Source organism: Azospirillum sp. B510 (assembly GCF_000010725.1).
GTDB lineage: Bacteria > Pseudomonadota > Alphaproteobacteria > Azospirillales > Azospirillaceae > Azospirillum > Azospirillum lipoferum_B.
On record NC_013854.1, the window covers coordinates 1,209,706 to 1,230,033 of the forward strand.

General features: G+C 69.0%; 18 protein-coding genes. 12 read left to right on the top strand and 6 right to left on the bottom strand.

Features of this window, described 5'->3' with window-relative positions:
- Positions 1 to 203: 203 nt before the first annotated feature.
- Positions 204 to 914, bottom strand: a complete 711-nt coding sequence (locus AZL_RS05660) for a hypothetical protein (RefSeq protein ID WP_012973693.1) — start codon at positions 912 to 914, stop codon at positions 204 to 206.
- A gap of 240 nt (positions 915 to 1,154) precedes the next feature.
- On the opposite strand from AZL_RS05660, the gene AZL_RS05665 reads away from it, so the two are divergent.
- The 7 genes from AZL_RS05665 (at position 1,155) to AZL_RS05695 (ending at position 8,983) form a co-directional block, all read left to right on the top strand.
- The gene (locus tag AZL_RS05665) at positions 1,155 to 2,624 is read left to right on the top strand and encodes a dynamin family protein (protein ID WP_012973694.1); all 1,470 of its coding nucleotides are present in this window, start codon (positions 1,155 to 1,157) and stop codon (positions 2,622 to 2,624) included.
- 143 nt (positions 2,625 to 2,767) lie between these two features.
- Positions 2,768 to 3,217 (top strand): type II 3-dehydroquinate dehydratase, encoded by a 450-nt coding sequence (gene aroQ / locus AZL_RS05670; protein ID WP_012973695.1) that lies wholly within the window; start codon positions 2,768 to 2,770, stop codon positions 3,215 to 3,217.
- 22 nt (positions 3,218 to 3,239) lie between these two features.
- Positions 3,240 to 3,692, top strand: a complete 453-nt coding sequence (gene accB, locus AZL_RS05675; protein ID WP_012973696.1) for an acetyl-CoA carboxylase biotin carboxyl carrier protein — start codon at positions 3,240 to 3,242, stop codon at positions 3,690 to 3,692.
- 19 nt (positions 3,693 to 3,711) lie between these two features.
- Positions 3,712 to 5,052 carry an acetyl-CoA carboxylase biotin carboxylase subunit gene (gene accC, locus AZL_RS05680; protein WP_012973697.1) on the top strand — a complete coding sequence of 447 codons (1,341 nt, stop codon included), beginning with the start codon at positions 3,712 to 3,714 and terminating at the stop codon, positions 5,050 to 5,052.
- Positions 5,053 to 5,547: 495 nt separating this feature from the next.
- Entirely contained in the window at positions 5,548 to 8,037 is a 2,490-nt protein-coding gene (locus AZL_RS37495; RefSeq protein WP_012973698.1) for a methyl-accepting chemotaxis protein, read from the top strand.
- A 164-nt stretch (positions 8,038 to 8,201) separates the two neighbouring features.
- Positions 8,202 to 8,606 (top strand): response regulator, encoded by a 405-nt coding sequence (locus AZL_RS05690; RefSeq protein WP_042442612.1) that lies wholly within the window; start codon positions 8,202 to 8,204, stop codon positions 8,604 to 8,606.
- The gene (locus AZL_RS05695; RefSeq protein WP_042442613.1) at positions 8,603 to 8,983 is read left to right on the top strand and encodes a hypothetical protein; all 381 of its coding nucleotides are present in this window, start codon (positions 8,603 to 8,605) and stop codon (positions 8,981 to 8,983) included. The genes AZL_RS05690 and AZL_RS05695 overlap by 4 nt, the downstream gene beginning before the upstream one ends.
- Before the next feature lie 70 nt (positions 8,984 to 9,053).
- On the opposite strand, the gene AZL_RS05700 is transcribed toward AZL_RS05695, so the two are convergent.
- Complete coding sequence (locus AZL_RS05700; RefSeq protein ID WP_042443578.1) at positions 9,054 to 9,701, bottom strand: nitrogen fixation protein NifQ; 648 nt, start codon at positions 9,699 to 9,701, stop codon at positions 9,054 to 9,056.
- A gap of 139 nt (positions 9,702 to 9,840) precedes the next feature.
- Positions 9,841 to 10,290, bottom strand: a complete 450-nt coding sequence (locus tag AZL_RS05705; RefSeq protein ID WP_012973701.1) for a CoxG family protein — start codon at positions 10,288 to 10,290, stop codon at positions 9,841 to 9,843.
- Positions 10,291 to 10,381: 91 nt separating this feature from the next.
- On the opposite strand from AZL_RS05705, the gene AZL_RS05710 reads away from it, so the two are divergent.
- The 5 genes from AZL_RS05710 (at position 10,382) to AZL_RS05730 (ending at position 16,255) form a co-directional block, all read left to right on the top strand.
- Complete coding sequence (locus AZL_RS05710; protein WP_012973702.1) at positions 10,382 to 10,801, top strand: secondary thiamine-phosphate synthase enzyme YjbQ; 420 nt, start codon at positions 10,382 to 10,384, stop codon at positions 10,799 to 10,801.
- A gap of 188 nt (positions 10,802 to 10,989) precedes the next feature.
- Positions 10,990 to 12,558 (top strand): DegQ family serine endoprotease, encoded by a 1,569-nt coding sequence (locus tag AZL_RS05715; RefSeq protein ID WP_012973703.1) that lies wholly within the window; start codon positions 10,990 to 10,992, stop codon positions 12,556 to 12,558.
- Between the two features lie 230 nt (positions 12,559 to 12,788).
- On the top strand, positions 12,789 to 13,469 hold the full coding sequence (locus AZL_RS05720) for a winged helix-turn-helix domain-containing protein (RefSeq protein WP_012973704.1): 681 nt from the start codon (positions 12,789 to 12,791) through the stop codon (positions 13,467 to 13,469).
- A 29-nt stretch (positions 13,470 to 13,498) separates the two neighbouring features.
- Positions 13,499 to 14,929 (top strand): HAMP domain-containing sensor histidine kinase, encoded by a 1,431-nt coding sequence (locus tag AZL_RS05725; RefSeq protein ID WP_012973705.1) that lies wholly within the window; start codon positions 13,499 to 13,501, stop codon positions 14,927 to 14,929.
- 231 nt (positions 14,930 to 15,160) lie between these two features.
- Complete coding sequence (locus AZL_RS05730; RefSeq protein WP_052293635.1) at positions 15,161 to 16,255, top strand: AI-2E family transporter; 1,095 nt, start codon at positions 15,161 to 15,163, stop codon at positions 16,253 to 16,255.
- A gap of 25 nt (positions 16,256 to 16,280) precedes the next feature.
- On the opposite strand, the gene AZL_RS05735 is transcribed toward AZL_RS05730, so the two are convergent.
- The 3 genes from AZL_RS05735 to AZL_RS05745 all read right to left on the bottom strand — a co-directional run bounded on the left by AZL_RS05735 (position 16,281) and on the right by AZL_RS05745 (position 20,322).
- Positions 16,281 to 17,837, bottom strand: coding sequence for an MDR family MFS transporter (locus AZL_RS05735; RefSeq protein WP_012973707.1), 1,557 nt, complete (start codon positions 17,835 to 17,837; stop codon positions 16,281 to 16,283).
- A 96-nt stretch (positions 17,838 to 17,933) separates the two neighbouring features.
- Complete coding sequence (sppA, locus tag AZL_RS05740; protein WP_012973708.1) at positions 17,934 to 19,691, bottom strand: signal peptide peptidase SppA; 1,758 nt, start codon at positions 19,689 to 19,691, stop codon at positions 17,934 to 17,936.
- Between the two features lie 58 nt (positions 19,692 to 19,749).
- Positions 19,750 to 20,322, bottom strand: a complete 573-nt coding sequence (locus AZL_RS05745; protein WP_012973709.1) for a peroxidase-related enzyme — start codon at positions 20,320 to 20,322, stop codon at positions 19,750 to 19,752.
- Positions 20,323 to 20,328 lie beyond the last annotated feature (6 nt).

Here is a 20,328-nt window from a genome sequence, read left to right on the forward strand (position 1 = left end):
CACCGCTGCAAATGGTGATCAAAAAATTTTTGGTTGCGGCAAATATTCAAACGGTGGGAAGCAATTTTATGATCCGCAGGCCGATACAGTCCGTCACGCCACATCGATCTCCGGCCAGATCGGCCGGTATCGTTGAGCGCACAAACATTAACGTATAATTAACTATATAAAGCACCTCTTCGCCGGCCTCGGGGGACGGTGAATCAGGGCCGCGAGGGGCGTGGCGCGTGACCGTCCGTACCGGCCTTGTCCTTGCTGCCGGCTTTCCCCTTGTCCCGTTTCGAAGCGGGGTTGCCGGGGCCGGACCGGGGCCGGACATCGGATGCGGCTGGGTCGGGCGACCAGGGGCCTTCGGTGATGGCGAAGCCCTCCACATGGTCGCGCAGCTTCTGCGCCTGGGACCGCGTGACGGTGTGGCCGAAGCGCGATTTCAAAAGGGCGGCCAATGCCCCGCAGCTCGGCCGGACATCGCCCGCGGACAGGGTCCGGTAGGTGACGAAGGCTTCGGCATAGAGGCGGACGCGGTCGGGCCGCCCGCGCAGTTGCGCCGCCTGGGCCGTGGTGCTTCCGGCCAGATATTCGCTCAGCAGCCGCGCCGCCTGGGGCAGGGTCAGGTCGGGCAGGGTGGTGGCTGGCCGCTCCGCTGGTTCGGGCCGACCGATGGCGTTCCGCCGCCGCCGCCGCTGTTGGCGTTCGCGATCCCCGGCGCGCAGTTTCTCCGCATAGGCGGGGTCGGACGCGCGCCGTTCGGTGCGCAGACGGTTGGAGCGCGCGGCGCGCTCGGCCGCGCGCGCCCGCAGCATCGGATCGCGCAACAGGAAGGCCAGCTCCTCCGCGGTCAGCCGATGGGTTTCATCCGCCGGGAAGCCGGCGGGGTGGGGGGTGGGGCTGTGTTTGTCGTCGGCGTCGTCCATCGGGCGGGCAACGCGCCGCGGCCCCGTCCTGTTCCCGCCGCTTCCCCATCACCCGCGCGACGGCGTGCGGGCCGGATCGCCGGCGCCGAAGATGAGGGCGATTTCATGCCGGATGCCGGCCCAGCCCGTGCTAGACAATCGCCGTCGGTCCGGGGCCGGCATCCGGCTTGCGCGCGCCTTGGCGCGCGCCCCGACGCCGCTCACTCCTCAAGCCCGTGCAACAGTGGAATTCACCCGCCCATGACCCCCCGGCAAGCCCTTCAGCAGCGCCTCGCGGCTTTGGATGCCCACCTGCGCGCGGAGAATCCCAACCTGTTGCCGGTCATTCCGACCTTCCGCGCCTTCGACCGCATCCTGGCCGGACTCGGGCTGATCGAGCGTCACGACTCGCTGACCACCCGCATCCCCTGGTGGCCGATGGTGGCCGTGCTCGGCACCTTCTCGGCCGGCAAATCGACCTTTCTCAACGGCTATCTGGGGGAGGTGCTTCAGAACACCGGCAACCAGGCGGTCGACGACAAGTTCACCGTCATCTGTCACGGGCCGGAGACCCGCAAGGAGGCGCTGCCCGGCACCGCGCTGAACGCCGATCCGCGCTTTCCCTTCTACCGCATCGCCGACGAGATCGAGAAGGTGGCGGCCGGCGAGGGCAAACGCATCGACAATTACCTGCAACTGAAGACGCTGGCCGGGCCGCGGACCAAGGGCAAGATTTTCATCGATTCGCCGGGCTTCGACGCCGACGACCAGCGCCGCTCCGTCCTGCGGCTGGTCGACCATATCGTCGAGCTGTCGGACCTCGTGCTCGTCTTCTTCGACGCCCGCCACCCCGAACCGGGGGCCATGCAGGACACGCTGCGGCATCTGGTCGCCAAGACGGTCAACCGCGCCGACGCCCGCAAGGTCTGCTACATCCTCAATCAGGTCGATACCACGGCGAAAGAGGACAATCTGGAGGCGGTGTTCGGCGCCTGGCAGCGCGCCATCGCCCAGGCCGGGCTGGTGTCGGGCCGCTTCTACGCCATCTACGACCAGCGTTCCGCCGTCGATATCGAGGATGACGGCCGCCGCGCCCGCTACGAGGCGCGCCGTGACCATGACCTCGCCGAAATCCAGACCCGCATCAGCGAGGTGGAGGTCGCCCGCGCCTACCGCATCATCGGCTCCATCGACAGCCTGACCAAGGAGCTGGAGGGGGAGGTCGTGCCGAAACTGCGCGAGGCGATGGCGGCATGGCGCAGCCGCGTACTGATCGGCGACGCGGTGTGGGGCGTTCTGCTGCTGGCGTCGCTGGGGGCTGTGATCCAGACGGTGGGCGGCGGTTTCGGCGCCTTCCTGGGCTGGCTGTGGGATGGTGTCGAGAGCGGGCTGCCGCTGCGTCCGGTCGGCGCCGCCCTGCTGCTCGGCGGCCTGTTCCTGGCCGGGCATTTCAAGATCCGGCAATTCTTCGCCCAGCGCGTCGCCTCGTCGCTCAGCGACCGGTTCGGCGACGTCGATCTGAACCTGCGTCAGGCCTTCCTGAAGAACACGCGGTTCTTCCGGTCGATCTTCGCCAAGCAGCCGGCTGGCTGGGGCGGACGGGCGCGCAAGGCGATCTTCGCCATCCGCGAGGCGACGGCGGTGCATGTCCAGCGCGTCAACGATCTCTACACCGATCCGGCCGGCCGGCGCGCCAGGGAGGCGGCCGCGGCCTCCGGCACGGCCAGGTGATCTCCTGTGGCTTTTCCGCCCTTTTCCGCTGATCGGGTGGGGTGGGTCGCGCTTTTCCGCATGGCAAGGCCCCGTTGCCATGGACAGAACGGTGCATCGTGCTATAAACGCGCGGTTTCGATCATGGAAAAGGGGCGCGGGCCGTGGCCATCGACGCGTCGATTCTGGTCCTCAACGGGCCTAACCTCAACATGCTGGGTGTGCGGGAGCCGCAAATCTACGGGTCGATGACCCTGGACGATCTGGAGGCCGCCTGCCACGAGCGCGCCGACACGCTGGGTCTGACCGTGGATTTCCGGCAGTCGAACCACGAGGGCGAGCTGGTTTCGTGGATTCAGCAGGCGCGCACGGAGAATGACGGCATCGTCATCAACGCCGGCGCCTACACCCACACCTCGGTGGCGATCATGGACAGTCTGATCCTGTCGGAGCTGCCGGTGATCGAGGTTCATCTGTCGAACATCTTCAAGCGCGAGCCGGTCCGTCATCACTCCTACATCTCGCCGGTGGCGAGGGGGATGATTTGCGGATTCGGGCCGCACGGGTATCTTCTGGCGCTGGACGCCATCGCGAACATCATCGACCGCGATTAAGGAAACGGGAACGACTGACATCATGGCGAGCTTCGACATCGACGGCGATCTGGTCCGCAAGCTGGCGGACCTCCTGCGTGAGACGGGCTTGAGCGAGATCGAGTTCGCCGAGGGCGAAAAGCGCATCCGCGTCACCCGCCCGACCGCCGCCCAGACGGTCGCCGTCCAGGCCGCCCCGGTCCTGGCGGCCGCCCCGGTGGTGGCCGCCCCGGCCGCTCCGGCGGGCAAGCCGGCGAGCCATCCGGGCGCCGTGACCTCGCCGATGGTCGGCACCGCCTATCTGGCGGCCGAGCCGGGCGGCACGCCCTTCGTCCGTCCGGGCGACGTGGTCAAGGCCGGCCAGACCGTGTTGATCATCGAGGCGATGAAGGTCATGAACCCGATCAAGGCGCCGCGTGGCGGCACCGTGGCCGAGGTGCTGGTGTCCGACGCCCAGCCGGTCGAATTCGGCGAAGTTCTCCTCATCATCGAGTAAGCGGGGCATTCCCTTGGCGATGTTCGAAAAGGTCCTGATCGCGAACCGTGGTGAGATCGCTCTGCGCATCCACCGCGCCTGCCGCGAGATGGGGATCCAGACCGTGGCGGTGCATTCCACCGCCGACGCCGACGCCATGCATGTCCGCCTCGCCGACGAGAGCGTGTGCATCGGCCCGGCGTCGGCGCGGGACAGCTATCTCAACATTCCGGCCATCCTGTCGGCGGCGGCGATCACCAATGTCGACGCCATCCATCCCGGCATCGGCTTCCTGTCGGAGAACGCCCAGTTCGCCGAGATGGTGGAGGAACACGGCTTCACCTTCATCGGCCCGACGCCGGAGCATATCCGGATCATGGGCGACAAGGTCACCGCCAAGAAGACGGTGATGGAGCAGGGGCTGCCGGTGGTGCCCGGCTCCGACGGCCCGGTCTCGACGCTGGAGGAGGCGGAGAAGGTCGCCCACGAGACCGGCTATCCGGTGCTGATCAAGGCGGCGGCCGGCGGCGGCGGCAAGGGCATGAAGGTCGCCCGCAACCCCGACCAGCTCAAGGAGGCCTACCAGTTCGCCCGGGCCGAGGCGCGCGCCGCCTTCGGCAACGACGAGGTCTATCTGGAGAAGTATCTCGGCCGTCCGCGGCACATCGAGATCCAGCTGCTGGGCGACACCCACGGCACCTGCGTGCATTTCGGCGAGCGCGACTGCTCGGTCCAGCGCCGGCACCAGAAGGTGATCGAGGAGGCGCCGAGCCCGGCGCTGAACACCGAGCAGCGCGCCTATATCGGCGAGCTGGCGGCGAAGACGGCGGCGGCCATCGGCTACCGCGGCGTCGGCACGATGGAGTTCCTCTATGAGGATGGGCAGTTCTATTTCATCGAGATGAACACCCGCCTTCAGGTCGAGCACACCATCACCGAGATGATCACCGGCATCGATCTGGTGCGCGAACAGATCCGCGTCGCCGCCGGCGCGCCGCTGGGCTACGGCCAGTCGGACATCCGCTTCGAGGGCCATGCCATCGAATGCCGGGTGAACGCGGAGAATCCGGAGACCTTCATCCCGTCGCCGGGCAAGATCGACGGCTATCACGCGCCGGGCGGCCTGGGGGTTCGCGTCGATTCGGCGCTCTATGACGGCTATCGCGTGCCGTCGCATTACGACAGCCTGATCGCCAAGCTGGTCGTCCATGGCACCACCCGCAACGAGTGCCTGATGCGCCTGCGCCGCTCCATCGAGGAGTATGTGATCGGCGGCATCCAGACGACGCTGCCGCTGCATGACCGCATCATCGCCGAGCAGGCCTTCATCGATGGCAATTACGACATCCACTGGCTGGAACAGTTGATGGCGAAGTCCTGACCCGATCAGGCCGCTTTCCGGGCGACAGCAAATAATGCGGCGAAGTGTCGCACCAACAAGACCCCTCACTCAAGTCGAGTGAGGGGTCTTTCTTTTATGATCATCTTCTTATGGGGATGATCATTGCGATTTCCCGGAACTGTCATTTTGAAAATCGCCGATTCTATGGTGAATTCCCGCTCGTGTTGGGGCGACGCGACGACCGGCCCGACCGGAGCCCGGCGCGCGTCGTGATCGGCGGCGTCGGCCGCCAAGTCCGTCCATAGGGGTTTCTCCCGAGGGAGGGATTTCAGAGACGCCGATGTACAGGACACCCCGCTTGCTCATTTGATCTGCATCAGTGCGCAAGGGTGTTTACCCAAGGTAGATGAAACGCAATTCCGCTATTTTGCCGAACCAGTGCCTCTTTTCGGCTGTGCGGCGCCTGTTGCCCCAAATCATGGTTGCGTAGCGATACGCCGCCGAAATCCTCCCTTGTCCGACGAGGTTCCGTCCATGCGTCTCAACGAACCGATCACCGACCGCGAAATCATCATGGAGGACGGTGTCCTGCTGGTGTCGCGCACAGACACGGGCGGGCGCATCACCTTCGTCAACAAGGCCTTCGTCGACATCAGCGGCTATTCCGAAGCCGAATTGATCGGGGCGCCGCACAATCTGATCCGCCATCCCCACATGCCGAAGGAGGCGTTCGCCGACCTTTGGACGACCATCAAGGACGGGCGGCCGTGGGAAGGGCTGGTGAAGAACCGGACGAAGTCGGGTGACTTCTACTGGGTGCGGGCCAATGTCACGCCGGTGATCGAGAATGGACAGGTGACCGGCTTCATCTCCATCCGCACCAAGCCGGTGCGCGGGCAGGTGGCAGCGGCGGAACGGCTCTACACCGATATCCGCGAAGGGCGCGCGCGCCATCTGATGGTGCGGGACGGGCAGGCGGTCGGCCGTGGCGCCGGATCGGCGTTGCGGCGCTGGACCGCGACGGTGACCGGACGTCTGGTCATGATCTTCGCCTTCATGATCCTGTCGATGCTGGTGGTCGGCGGCGTCACCCTGGGCGGCATGGCCGCCAGCAACGCGTCGTTGAAGGCGGTGTACGAGGATCGGACGGTGCCGGCGGTGCAGCTCGGCGGCATCCTCGACCATATGCGCGATCAGGTGCAGACGTTGCAGAGCCTGATCATCGACGCCCGCGGCGCCCGTGACGGCGGCGGCGGGAGGATGGCCGAGCGCCAGGCGCGCATCGCCGCCGACACCGCCGCCATCGACGCGTTGTGGACCGGATTCGCCGCCACCCATATGACGCCCGAGGAGACGGTGTTGGCCGGGCGCTTCGCCGAGCAGCGCGCCGCCTTCCAGGCGGGCGGGCTGAAGCCGGCGGTGGAACTGGCGCGCCAGGGCGATCCGCTGCGGCTGGAGGCGCTGGTCCGCGATCAGGTGGAGCCGCTGTTCCAGGCCGCCTTCCAGACCAGCGCCGACCTGCTGCAACTGCAATTGACCGTCGCCAGGGCCGACTATGACCGGGCGCTGGAGGATTTCCGCTGGCATCTGGTCTTCGCCGTCGGCGCCGGGCTCGTCGTTCTGGTGGCGGCCCTGTCCTGCGGTCTGATGCTGCTGCACACCGTGCGCCGTCCGCTCGCCGCCTTCGCCGCCGATTTCGACGCCATCGCCCGCAACGACCAGTCCCACATCATCGACCTGCCGGCGGCGGCGGAGTTCCATCCCATCGCCGGGCAGCTTCGCGGCCTGAAGGCCCGGCTCTGCTATGCCGTGCAGGAGCGCGTCGAGCGCGCCCGGCAGGCCGACGAGGAGCGGCGCGACGCACTGGAGGCGATGGCCGCCACGGTGGAACGCGAGGCCGGCCGCGCGGTGGAGGAGGTCGCCCAGCGGACCGGGGCCATGGCCGAGGATGCCGAAGGGATGTCCGGGTCGGCGGAGCGGGTCAGCATCAACGCCCAGACCGTGGCCTCGGCCGCCGGGCAGGCGCTGGCCAACGCCCAGACGGTCGCCGCCGCCAGCGAGCAGCTCGCTGCCTCCATCCGCGAGATCTCGTCCCAGGTCGCCCATTCCAGCGCAGTGACCCGCCGCGCGGTGGAGAATGGCCACAACACCCAGGCCACCATCCGCTCGCTGTCGGAGACCGTGGCGAAGGTGGGCGAGGTGGTGAACCTCATCCAGTCGATCGCCGGCCAGACCAACCTGCTGGCGCTGAACGCCACGATCGAGGCGGCGCGGGCGGGGGAGGCCGGCAAGGGTTTCGCCGTCGTCGCCAGCGAGGTCAAGAGCCTCGCCAACCAGACCGCGGCCTCGACCGAGGAGATCACCCGCCAGATCACCGCCATCCAGGCGGTGACCGACGAGGCGGTGTGGGCGGTGGAGGAGATCGGCCGGACGATCGCCGAGATCGACCACATCGCCGGTTCGATCGCCGCGGCGATGGAGGAGCAGGCGGCGGCGACCCAGGAGATCAGCCGCAACGTGGTGGAAACCTCCACCGCCGCGCAAGAGGTGTCGCACCGCATCGCCGCCGTCTCGGCGGAGGCCGACCGCACCGGCGCGCAGGCGGCCCACGTCAAGAACGGATCGGGCGATGTCGCCCGATCCATAGAGTCCCTGCGCAAGGTCCTGGTCCGCATCGTCCGCACCTCCACCGGCGACGCCGACCGGCGGCGCAAGCCGCGCTACCAGGTCGATGAGACGGGGACGCTGCTGGTCGGCGGCGACCGTCTGGCGGTGACCGTGCGCAACCTGTCCGTCGGTGGTGCCATGATCGACCCGGTGACGGCGACCGACGGCCGCTCGCTCGCCGGGGCCGTCGGTCATCTCCGGCTCGACCGTTTCGGCGCCGAGACCGAGATCGTGGTGAAGGCGGTCGAGCACAACCGCATCCATCTCGCCTTCGTCGCGGAGGCGATGGCCCGCGATTTCACCCGCGCCGTGGAGACCGCCACCAGGGATCGGCCGCCGATCGATGTCGCCGCCTGATCTTCGCCCGGTGGCGGGCGCGCGTCCCGTAGGCCCTGATGCGGACCGTTCGGAATTTTACAGAACCAAAATCAAATTCCAGCGTCCGGTAACCGAGCATCGGTTGCCCGTCGCCGGCCGGAGCGGTATCAGTGGAGCACGGGCTTCTGGTGGGAGAGGTGGGAATGGACACGCCGGTGATCGACTATTCCCAGCATCGGATTCTGGTGGTGGAGGATCAACCCTTCGTCCGCCGCACCATCGTTCAGATCCTGAGCCAGATCGGCTTCCGCGACGTGGCGGAGGCGGACAATGGCGAGACGGCGATGCAGGAATGCATCCGGGTCAATCCCGAACTGATCGTCTGCGATATCGACATGAAGCCGGTCTCCGGTCTCCAGTTCCTGGCCCGCCTGCGCGCCAGCGCCGACGCCGCCAACCCACGCGCGCCGGTGGTCTTCCTGACCAATCACACCGAATCGGAGATCGTGAAGCAGGCGATGGCGCTCGGCGTCAACGGCTTCGTGGTCAAGCCGCCCTCCTTCGCCGCGCTGAAGGAGCGGGTGGACAGGCTGCTGGGGGGGCGGTGAGGCCGCGCCTGCCGCTTTCCGTCCTGTTGCTCGCCAGCCTGCCGCTCGCCGCCTGTTCGGGTGAGCCGTCGGAAGGCGACATGCGCAAGCTGGTGGAGGCGCACACCCGCCGCGCGTTGGAGCGGCAGGGCAACGCCGCCTTCCGCGCCTTCGACAATTTCCGCAAGCAGGGCTGTGTCGAGGCAAAACCAAAAGCCGAGGCGAAGGGTGGCGGGCAGGAGGGCGGCAAGGATGCCGCCGGTTCCCATGACTGCTATTACTCCGCCACCTTCGTGCCGCATCCGGGACAGCCGCCGTTGACCGTCAACGGCAAGGGCCGCTTCCGCCGCACCGACAAGGGGTTGACCTTCGAGGATCTCGGCGCCCAGCCGCGTTAGAGCGCGATTGTTTCAGACCGACTCGTCCGGGATGTGAGGCGCGCGGAAATTCAATGGACACCAATGCCCTTTACCCATTGCGGGAGAGGCGGGAAAGGGCGGAGAGCGGGTCGCCGGCCTCGTCGCCGAAACAAACTTCGACGTCGTCGCAGACCTCGCAGTTGGGGGATTTGCACAGCAACAGCCCCTCCCGTTCGCAAAGCTGGCGGTAGAAGAACTTCTTCCACTTCATGTCGCCGGCATTCAACGCCACCAGCGCCGGAAAATGGCGACGGAACATGGTGTTGAGTTCGCCGCGGTCGTGGAAGCCCATGTCCTGCCACAGATGGTTCGGCTCCAGCGACCGGCGGGCCAGGATGGCGCCCAGCCAGCGCTCCTCGTCCGCGCCCCTGGCCCCATGTTCGACCAGGAAGGCGCGCAGGTCGGCCTCCTCGATGGCATCCTCACCGGTTTCCGCTTCGTCCGGCAGGGCAGCGATCAAGGCGGCGAACTGCGGGGCGTGGCGGATGGCAAGTTCGGCCAGTTCCACTCCGGACAGCGCCAGCGCCCGCGTCATCGTCCGCGCCGGATCGGCCGCCGCGAGCGCCAGGATGCGGCCGAAGATCATGCGGTCGGTCGCGGCATCCTCCGGCGGGCGGCCTTCCCGATCGGCGACGGGGCCGAGGGTGAGGGAAGGGGCAAGGGAAGGGGCAAGGGAAGGGGTAGTGGGCTCGACCATGTCCACTCGGCATCTCCACCGGCTATGTGCACCCGCGACGCCATCCATCCTGACCCAGGTTGCTGCGCTTGCGAAAGCCGCTGTTCCACCCGCGAGGCTGCGGCATTCTGCCGCATTGGCCGCCGCACCATGCGCCGGATCAGCCGTCGCGGTCGCCGACCTCCTCGGCGAAGCGCTCGAAGAAGGCGGCGAGCACCCGGTCGGTCTTGGCCTGCACCAGCTTCACCGCCAGCCGGCCGACGGCTCCGCCCAGCGCCACCGACAGGCTGTAGGTCAGCAGGGTACGTCCTTCCTCCTCCACCAGCACCACCAGCGCCTCGCCCTTCACCGCGCCGGCCAACCCGCCATCGCCCTGGGCGACCAGCCGGTAGCGATGGGGGCCGTCCTCCGGCTCCAGCCGCAGCCGGCCGGAAAAGCGGGCCTTCATCGGCCCCAGGGTGGTGCGCACCCGTGCCGCATAGTCGGTGGCGGACAGCCGCTCCATCTCCTCCAGCACGGGGATGCAGCGCATCAGGACCGCCGGGTCGCAGAGCGCCGCGAACACGCGGTCGCGCGGTCCGGGGACGCTGTGGGTGCCGGTGATGTCCATGCGCCGTCCTCTTCCCTGGCGGTTCGGGTACCCTGATCTGGTATGTCTCGCTCCCGGAACCAAGCCGTTGCAACCGAAGGAGACCGCCGCGATGCGACAAGCGACCACGACGCTGACCGTTCCCACCCGTGGCGCCGGGCTGTTCGAGGTGACCGCCCAGGTGCGGCGCTGGGTGGCGGAGCAGGCGGTGGAGACCGGGCTGCTGACCGTGTTCTGCCGGCACACCTCCGCCTCGCTGACCATTCAGGAGAATGCCGATCCCGATGTGCAGGCCGACCTGCTGCGATTCTTCCGCCGTCTGGTGGCGGAGGATCCGTCGCACTACGCCCACACCACCGAGGGACCGGACGATATGCCCGCCCATATCCGCTCCGCCCTGACCGGGGTCAGCCTGTCGATTCCGGTGGTGGCGGGCGAGCCGGCGCTGGGCAGTTGGCAGGGCATCTACCTGTTCGAACACCGCGCCCGTCCACACCGGCGGGAGGTCGTGCTGCACCTGATCGGGGACTGAGACCCGGAGTCCACCCCTCCCGTGTCCGCGGGTCCGGCGACCGCCTGAAATTTCTTTCATCCGGTCGCAAGGCGGCGGTGAAGGGCGCGTTCCTATGTTCAGGACAACAGCGGTGAGGTGATGCGGCGGCCCGGACGTCCTCCATCGCCTCCCGACAGTCGGAATCGCCTGATTGGAGTGCTGCCGTCATGACCACCCTTCCCCCCGCCAATTCCCCGCGTTCCAGCCGCCTGCGCCGGACCGTCGCCGCCCTGCTGCTGGGAACCACGGTGCTGGCGGGGCCGGCGCTGGCCGGCTGGGCGGCGTCGCAGGCGCAGCAGAGCGGCGCCACGCCGCCCGCCGTCGCGATGGCGCAGGACGCGCCGGCCAGCTTCGCCGACCTCGCCGCCAAGGTCAGCCCTGCCGTCGTCAACATCGCCGCCACCCAGGAGGCCAAGGCCGAACCCCGGGCCCAGCGCGGCCCGGCCGTCCCCGGCTTCCCGCCCGGCTCGCCGTTCGAGGAGTTCTTCCGCCAGTTCCAGGATCAGATGGGCCGCAACGGCGGCGACCAGGGCGACCAGGGCGACCAGGAGCCGCATGGCAAGACCGGGGCGCTCGGTTCCGGCTTCATCATCGATCCGGCCGGCTATGTCGTGACCAACAACCATGTCATCGACGGCGCCAGCGAGATCACCGTCACCCTGCAGGACGGCACCGCCATGCCGGCCAAGGTGATCGGCCGCGACGCCAAGACCGACCTCGCCCTGCTGAAGGTGAAGTCCGACAAGCCGCTGCCCGCCGTCGACTGGGCGGACAGCGACAAGACGCGCGTCGGCGACTGGGTGATGGCGGTCGGCAACCCGTTCGGGCTGGGCGGCACCGTGACCAAAGGCATCGTCTCGGCCCGCGGCCGCGACATCCACAGCGGTCCCTATGACGATTACTTCCAGCTCGACGCCGCCATCAACCGCGGCAATTCCGGCGGCCCGACCTTCGATCTCAGCGGTCGGGTGATCGGCATCAACACCGCCATCTATTCGCCCAACGGCGGCTCGGTCGGCATCGGCTTCGCCATCCCCTCCAACCTCGCCAAGGAGGTGGTGGCCCAGTTGAAGGACAGCGGCAAGGTCGAGCGCGGCTGGCTCGGCGTCAAGATCCAGGAGGTGACCCCGGACATCGCCGACAGCGTCGGCCTGCCCGGCGCCAAGGGCGCCCTGGTGGCCGAGGTCACCGCCGACAGCCCGGCCCAGCGCGCCGGCCTGCATCAGGGCGACGTGGTGCTGAGCTATGCCGGCAAGCCGGTCACCACGCTGCGCGACCTGACCCGCAACGTCGCGGAGACCAAGGCCGGCGACACGGTGGACCTGAAGATCCTGCGCGACGGCCGGGAGAAGACCGTGGCGGTGCGCATCGACCGGCTGACCGATCAGCAGCAGATGGCGTCGGCCGACGGCGACACCGGCAAGGGCTCCGCCGGGCGTGAGGAGGTGGCGCCGGTGAAGGGGCTGAAGCTCGCGCCGCTGGACCCGGCGGCGCGCAAGCGGCTGGGCATCGGCGAGGAGGTCCAGGGCGTGGTGGTGACCGGACTGGCCGCCAATGTCGATGTTCCGATCCGTCCCGGCGACGTCATCGAGCGGATCGGCGACACCGAGGTCAAGAGCCCGGCCGATGTGCGCCGTCAGGTGACCGAGGCCGAGAAGGCGGGGCAGAAGGCGCTGTTGATGCTGATCAACCGGCAGGGCAACGAATCCTTCGTCGCGCTGAAGCTGAAGGCGTGACGCGAGGTTCGGCCTGCTGTTGACGCGCCCTCTCCCGTCCCGGGAGAGGGAGGGGACCCGCCGAAGGCGGGGAGGGTGAGGGGTAGACCAAGAGTCCCGAACCGCATGGTTCCTTGGATCCCCCTCACCCTTCCCACGCTCCGCTTGGGCCCCTTCCCTCTCCCGGGGCGGGAGAGGGATTTGTTCGCTCGTGCTTGGCCGGACTGTTTTGGGAGGCTACACTCGTGCTCATGAAGATTCTCGTCATCGAAGATGATCGTCAGGCCGCCAGCTACCTCGCCAAGGGGCTGAAGGAGGCCGGCCATGTGGTCGACGTCGCCAACGACGGGAAGGAAGGCCTGTTCCTGGCCGGGGCCGAGCATTACGACGTGATGATCGTCGACCGCATGCTGCCCGGCCGCGACGGCCTCTCCCTGGTTCAGGTGCTGCGGGCGGCCGGCAACGACACGCCGGTGCTGTTCCTGTCGGCGCTGGGCAGCGTCGACGACCGGGTGAAGGGGCTGAAGGCCGGCGGCGACGATTACCTGACCAAGCCCTTCGCCTTCTCCGAACTGCTGGCCCGCATCGAGGTGCTGGTGCGTCGGCGCGGCGCCGCACAGCCGCAGACCCGTCTGGCGGTCGGCGACCTGGAGCTGGACCTGCTGTCGCGCAGCGTCAAGCGTTGCGGCAAGGCCATCGATCTGCTGCCGCGCGAATTCTCGCTGCTGGAATATCTGATGCGCAACGCCGGCAGCGTGGTGACCCGCACCATGATGCTGGAGAATGTCTGGGATTATCACTTCGATCCCCAGACCAACGTGATCGACGTGCACATCGCCCGTCTGCGCCAGAAGATCGACAAGGATTTTCCCACCCCGCTGATCCACACCGTGCGCGGCGCCGGCTACAGCCTGCGCGCCGGCGAGGGCTGAGGATCGGGCGTCATGATGAAGCATGATTTATGAAGACCGAGCGCGCGGCCGGCGGCCTGCACGGCTTCACCGCCGCCGGCCTTCGGCTGGCGCGCACCACGGCCTTCCGGCTGGCGCTGCTCTATCTGGGGATGTTCGTCCTGTCGGTCGGGCTGATCCTGGGCGTGGTCTACCGGACCACGGCCGGCTTCCTCGAACAGGAGATCGGCGAGACCATCGCGCTGGAGGTCGCCAGCCTCCAGGACCATTACCATAATTACGGCTTGCCGGGCCTCGTCGATGTGGTGCGGACCCGCAGCTCGGTGCCCAACAACAACTCGATCTATCTGCTGACCACGGCGGCCGGGGTGATCCTGGCCGGCAACTTGTCGGGCTGGCCGGCGGCGGTGCCCAGCGCCAGCGGCTGGACCCATTTCAAGGTCGCCGACTATGGCGGGGCGAACGACCGCCCCTCCACCGCCCAGGCGGTGACCTTCACGCTGCCGGGACAATTCCGCCTGCTGGTCGGCCGCGACATGAGCGAGATCGACCAGCTGCGCACCCGCATGTTCCGTTCGCTGGGCTGGATCCTGGGGGCGACCGCCCTGCTGGGGCTGGGCGGCGGGCTGTTGATGAGCCGGGGCGCCATGCGGCGGATCGAGGCGATCAACCGCACCACCCGCCGGATCATGGGCGGCGACCTGAGCGGCCGGGTGCCGCGATTCGGCGGTGGCGACGAGATGGACCGGCTTGCCGGCAACCTCAACGCCATGCTCGACCGCATCGAACGGCTGATGACCGGCATGCGGCAGGTGACCGACAGCGTCGCCCACGACCTGCGCACGCCGCTGACCCGGCTGCGCTCCCGCATCGAGCTGGCGCTGCTGCACGAGACCGAGGACCCGGAGGTCTACCGCTCCGTCCTGCAGGACACCATCGTCGAGGCCGACCGGCTGCTGGCCACCTTCACCGCCCTGCTGTCGATCGCCGAGGCGGAGTCGGGCGCCAAGCGCCAGGATTTCGTGCCGGTGGAGCTGGCCGAGGTGGTGGAGCTCGCCGCCGACCTCTATGAGCCGGTCGCGGAGGAGCGCGGGCAGCGCCTGCTGGTCGACATCCGCGCCAAGCCGGCCGTCCACGGCAACGGTCAGCTGCTGGCCCAGGCTGTGTCGAACCTGCTGGACAACGCGATCAAATACACGCCGGACGGCGGCACCATCACGCTGGTGCTGGAGGGGCCGGCTCCCGGCCGGGCCGCTTGCATCGAGGTGGCCGACAGCGGCCCCGGCATCCCGGCCGAGATGCGCGACAAGGTGTTGCAGCGCTTCGTCAGGCTCGACACCGCGCGGGCATCGCCCGGCAACGGGCTGGGGCTCAGTCTGGTCGATGCGGTGGCGACGCTGCATGGCGCCCGGCTGGAATTGGGCGACAACGCTCCGGGCCTGAGGATCAGCCTGCTGTTTCCCCCGGAGGCCCGGCGCTAAGCCCCGGCGGCAAAAAAGAAGCCCGCCGGATGGCGGGCTCTTCGAGTGACATCAGCGAGAATGACTCCTTGGCGTCACGACTGATATGGGGCGGTTCGGGACGCCTTCCATACCCATCTTCGGACTACCGCCGATGGACTAGCCGGCCGACGATCGGCAACGTCAGGGGGGTTCGCGCGTTCCTCTCCGAGGGGGCCGTCGGTCCGACGGCGCGTGCGGGAGATTGGAGAAATGGCGACACCCAGCCGGCCGGCGGCTTACCGGGCCACCCCGCCGGGTGGCGGCACAACGCTGGAGCCGCCGCCCGATGGCGTGGCGCGGGCGCGGGGCGAACTGGCCGTCTTCACCTGGAAGGTGCTGATCGTCGCCGGGGTGGCGGCGCTGGGGGTCTTCCTGTGGAGGGTGTCGGGCACGCTGCTGCTGATCTTCACCGGCGTGCTGCTCGCCATCCTGCTCCAGCGGCTGACCGGACTGGTCCAGCGGGCGGCCGGGCTCGGTCATGGCTGGTCGCTGGCCATCGTGCTGGTGACGCTGGCCCTGCTGGTCGGTGGCGGCGTCTGGCTGATGGGCACCTCGATGGCGGCGCAGCTTGGCCAGTTGCAGGAACAGGTCGCCAAGGCGATGGACATGCTGCCCGACGGCTGGCGCCAGCGAATCCTGGAGCAGGGCAGGGATTGGCCCTGGATGAACCAGCTGGGCTCCGTCGCCTCCGGCCTCGTCTATGTCGTCGGTGACGCGGTGGTGGTGATGTTCGCGGCCCTCTATCTGGCGGCGTCGCCGGGGGTCTATCAGCGCGGCGTGGTCCTGCTGGTGCCGCCGGCCGGGCAGACGCGCGCCTGCGAGGTGATGGCGGTGGCCGGCGACAGCCTGTGGAAATGGCTCATCGGGCAGTTCGTCGCCATGGCGGCGGTGGGCGTGATGATCGCGGCCGGGCTCTGGCTGCTCGGCATCCCGTCGGCGCTGGCGCTGGGCATGGTGGCCGGGCTGCTGGAGTTCATCCCGCTGCTCGGCCCCGTGCTGGCGGCGGTACCGGCGCTGATGATCGGCTTCGCCCAGTCGCCGCAGGATGCGCTGTGGGTCGCCGGGCTCTATCTGGTCATCCAGCAGGTGGAGGGGAACCTGATCACGCCGCTGTTGCAGAAGCGGGTCGTCGACCTGCCGCCGGTGATCACCATCGGGGCGATCGCCGCCGGCGGGGTCCTGTTCGGCGTCATGGGCATGTTCCTGGCGACGCCGATCGCGGTGGTCGCGCTGGTCCTGGTCAATCTGCTCTATATCGAGGACAGGCTGGGGCAGCCCCGGCATTTCCCCGGCGGCAAGTCCTGATCGGCCATCCGGTCCGCTCCGCCGGTCAGCCCTCCGCCACCGGGTCGGTTCCCGCGCGGCCGGGGCTGGCCGAGCGCAGCGGCAGCTCCTTCAGGAACAGCGTCATCGCGAAGGAGACGACCGCCAGCGCCGCGGCCAGCAGGAACAGGGTGGCGAAGCCATGCTCCAGCGTCGCCACCACCCCGCCGCGGGCGGCCGGCGGCAGGCTCGCCAGGGCGGCGGCGCCATGCTCCAGCACTGCGCGGCCGGACAGGCCGGCGCCCGCCAGCCGCTCCGACACCACCGCGTTGAAGACGGCGCCGAACACGGCGACCCCGACCGAGCCGCCGAGCGAGCGGAAGAAGCCGACCGACGCGGTGGCGGCGCCCAGGTCGCGCTGATCCACCGCGTTCTGGACCGCGACGGTCATCACCGGCATCACCAGCCCAAGCCCCATGCCGAGCGGCACCAGGATCAGCGTCGACCACAGCCCATCCCCCGCCAGCGCCGGCAGGGCGCCGAGCAGGGCGTACATCACCCCAGACAGGGCCAGACCGGCCAAAGGGAACGCCTTGTAGCGCCCTGTCTTGGCGATCAACCGCCCGCCGCCGACCGACCCGATGGTCATGCCCAGCACCAGCGGCAGCAGCAGCAGGCCCGACACCGTGGCGCTGGTGCCCCGGACCAGCTGGAGATGGAGCGGCAGATAGACGATGCCGGCGAACAGCACCATCGCCGACACCGCCACCACCGGCGTCGCCACCGCCACCACCGGACGGCGGAACAGGTGCAACGGCAGGATCGGCTCCTCGATCCGGCGCTCGTGCCACAGGAAGACCGCCAGCATGACGAGGCCCGCCGCCAGCAGGCCGAGGGTCGCCGGGCCGCTCCAGCCCATGGCGTCGCCGCGGGTGGCGACGACCAGCAGGCTGGTCACCGCCCCGGTGAGCAGGGCCGCCCCGGCCAGATCGATGCGCGGCCTCGCCCGGCCGGCGGGCAGGCGCGACAGGGTGCGGCGGGTCATGGCGAGCGCCGCGACGCCGAGCGGCAGGTTGATCAGGAAGATCCAATGCCAGCCGATGGTCTCGGTGAAGATGCCGCCCAGCAGCGGCCCGGCGACGCTGGCCAGGGCGAAGACGCCGCCGATCATGCCCTGATAGCGCCCACGCTCGCGCGGGGCGACCACATCGCCGATGATGGTGAAGGCCAGCGCCATCAGCCCGCCGCCGCCCAGCCCCTGCAAGCCGCGGAACAGGATCAGCTGCGTCATGCTCTGCGCCGCGGCGCACAGCGCCGAGCCGACGAGGAACAGCAGGATCGCCGTTTGCAGCACGCGCTTGCGGCCATAGAGGTCGGACAGCTTGCCGTAGATCGGCGTCGTGGTGGTGGAGGTCAGCAGATAGGCGGTGACCACCCAGGGCAGCATGTCCAGCCCGCCGAACTGGCTCGCCATCGTCGGCAGGGCGGTGGCGACGATGGTCTGGTCCATCGCCGCCATCAGCATCGCCAGCGCCACGCCACTGAACACCCGCAGGATTTCCTGGTGGGTGAAGACGTGCGCCGCGGCATCGGTCGGCGACGGGTGGGCGGCGGTGTGTGTCATGGTCGGGCGTCTCGGACGTGAAGGTCTCTGAACGGGAAGACCCCCCTCCTCCCCGTCGGGAGGAGGGGGATGATCAAGGGGTGGTTTCCTGCGACGTCACCGGTCCAGCGTCATCGCCGGCATGCGCGCCTGCACGCCTTCCCCGGCACCTTGGGTGGCGGCGAGCAGCGGGCGCAGTTCCGCCAGCAGCGGGCGCAGTTCCGCCGCCGTGGCCAGCGCGCCGACCAGATTGCCCTTGCCGGCCAGCAGATCCAGCAACTCGTCGGTCACCGATTTCGGCGGCGGGTAGGGGGCCAGCGTCACCGGGGCGTCGGGGGCCAGGCCGGCGGCGGTGCGGGCCAGGATCAGCGCCTGTTCCTGGCCGCCGAGATCGTCGATCAGGCCGAGGTCGCGGGCCTGGGCGCCGGTCCAGACACGGCCCTTGGCGATGCCGCGCGCCTGGTCCGGCGTCATCCGCCGCGCTTCGGCCACCCGTTGCAGGAAATTGGCGTAGGTGTCGTCGATGATGGCGGTCAGCCGTTCGGATTCGCTGTCGCCGAACGGGCGCAGCGGCGACCACATGCCGGCGTTGCGGGCGCTCCGCACCCCGTCCCAATGGACGCCCAGCTTGTCCGACAGCCCGCCGATGGCGAATTTGCCGGCGACGACGCCGATGGAGCCGGTGAGGGTGGCGGGGGAGGCGACGATGCGGTCGGCGGCCAGCGCGATCCAATAGCCGCCCGACGCGGCGGCGTCGCCCATGCTGGCGATCACCGGCTTGCCGCTCTGCCGCGCCCGGACCAGCGCCCGCCGGATCGCCTCGGAGGCGGAGACGGCGCCGCCGCCGCTGTCGATGCGGAACAGGATGGCGCGCACGTCGGGATCGTCGGCCGCCTCCTCGATGGCCTGGACGATGGTATCGGAGCCGGCGGACAGGCCGCCCGTCGCCGGCTTGCCGCTCTCGCCGCCGGTGATGGTGCCGACGGCGTTGATCAGGGCGATGGTCGGCCCGTTGCCGTTGGGGTTGCCGGCGACCGCCAGATAGTCGCCCGGCGCCACCGTCTCCGCCCCGTCGCCGGCCCGTTTCAGCGCCTCGTCGCGCGCCTCGTCGGCATAGCCGAGCTTGTCGACGAATTTCTGGTCCAGCGCCTCGCGGCTCAGCAGCGGCGCCTTGTCCATCGCCGCCCGCACCGTGGCGGGGGCGAGGCGCCGGCTCTTGGCGATGCCGTCGACCAGCTGGTTGGACAGGTCGGCGACCAGCCCCTCCATCATCTCGCGGTTGGCCGGGGTCATGCCGGCGGTGGTGAAGGTCTCGGCGAAGCTCTTGTATTCCTCGCGCTGGGCGAAGCTCGGCTGAACGCCCAGCCGGTCGAGGGCCTCGCGGGCGAAGGGCAGCTCCATCGACAGGCCGGTGATGCCGAGCGTGCCCATCGGTTGCAGCCACACCTCGTCGAAGGCGCTGGCCAGCAGGTAGGCGCGGTTGCCCGGACCCGCCCCGCCATACTCCTCGGCGAAGGCGACGGCGAAGCGGCCGGAGGAGCGGAAGCGCTCGATGGCGCCGCGCAGCTCCTGGGTCTGGGCGAAGCCGACGGCGTCGTCGCCGAAGCGGGCCAGCACGCCCTTCACCCGCGGGTCGCGCCGGCCGGCGTCCAGCGCATCCAGCACCTGACGCAGCGTGGTCCGCTGTTCGAACAGGCTGTCGATCCGGCCGCCGTCGCTCTCGGCCAGCGGCCCGGTCAGGTCGAGTTCCAGCACCACGGCGTCGGGCAGGGCCGGTTCGTGACGGACCGCCAGCACCACCACCGTCACCGCGCCGCCCACCAGCAGCAGCCCGATCAGCGCGAACAGACGGACGAAGAAACGGACGATCGCCATGATTCCTACCCTGTGTGGCCTCGACTGCGCCGGTGGCGAGGCCGGGAGCCTCCGGCCTTCAGCGGTCCTGGCTGTGGTACTCGCGGTTGGGGATCATGTCCACCGCGGTCGCCAGACGGTTGGACATGTTGTAGAAACCGGCCGTGTCGGCGATGTCGAAGATGTCCTCGGCGCTGAAACCGACGGCGCGCAGCGCCTCGCGGTCGGGCTCGCCCACCGACATCGGCTCCCTGGTCAGTTTCCAGGCGAAATCGAGCATGGCGCGCTGGCGCGGCTCCAGCGGGGCGACGCGGTAATTGGCCACCAGCATCTCGCCCAGCTCGGGATCGCCGGACAGCTTGCGCACCGCCTGCCCATGGGCGACCAGGCAGTAATAGCAATGGTTGGCGGAGGAGACGACGACGGCGATCATCTCGCGCTCCAGCTTGCTGAGGCCGCTCTCGCCCTGCATCAGCTCGTTGTAGAGCAGGGCGAAGTTGCGCAGCTTGCGTGGCCGCAGGCTGTAGGCTTGAAGCACGTTGGGCACGAAGCCCAGCTTCTCCGTGCATTTGTCGAACAGGGCCCGCATGTCGGCGTCGAGATCGGGCGTTTCCGGCAGGGGCAGGGCCATGACGTGATCGGGTTGCGGCATCGGGTG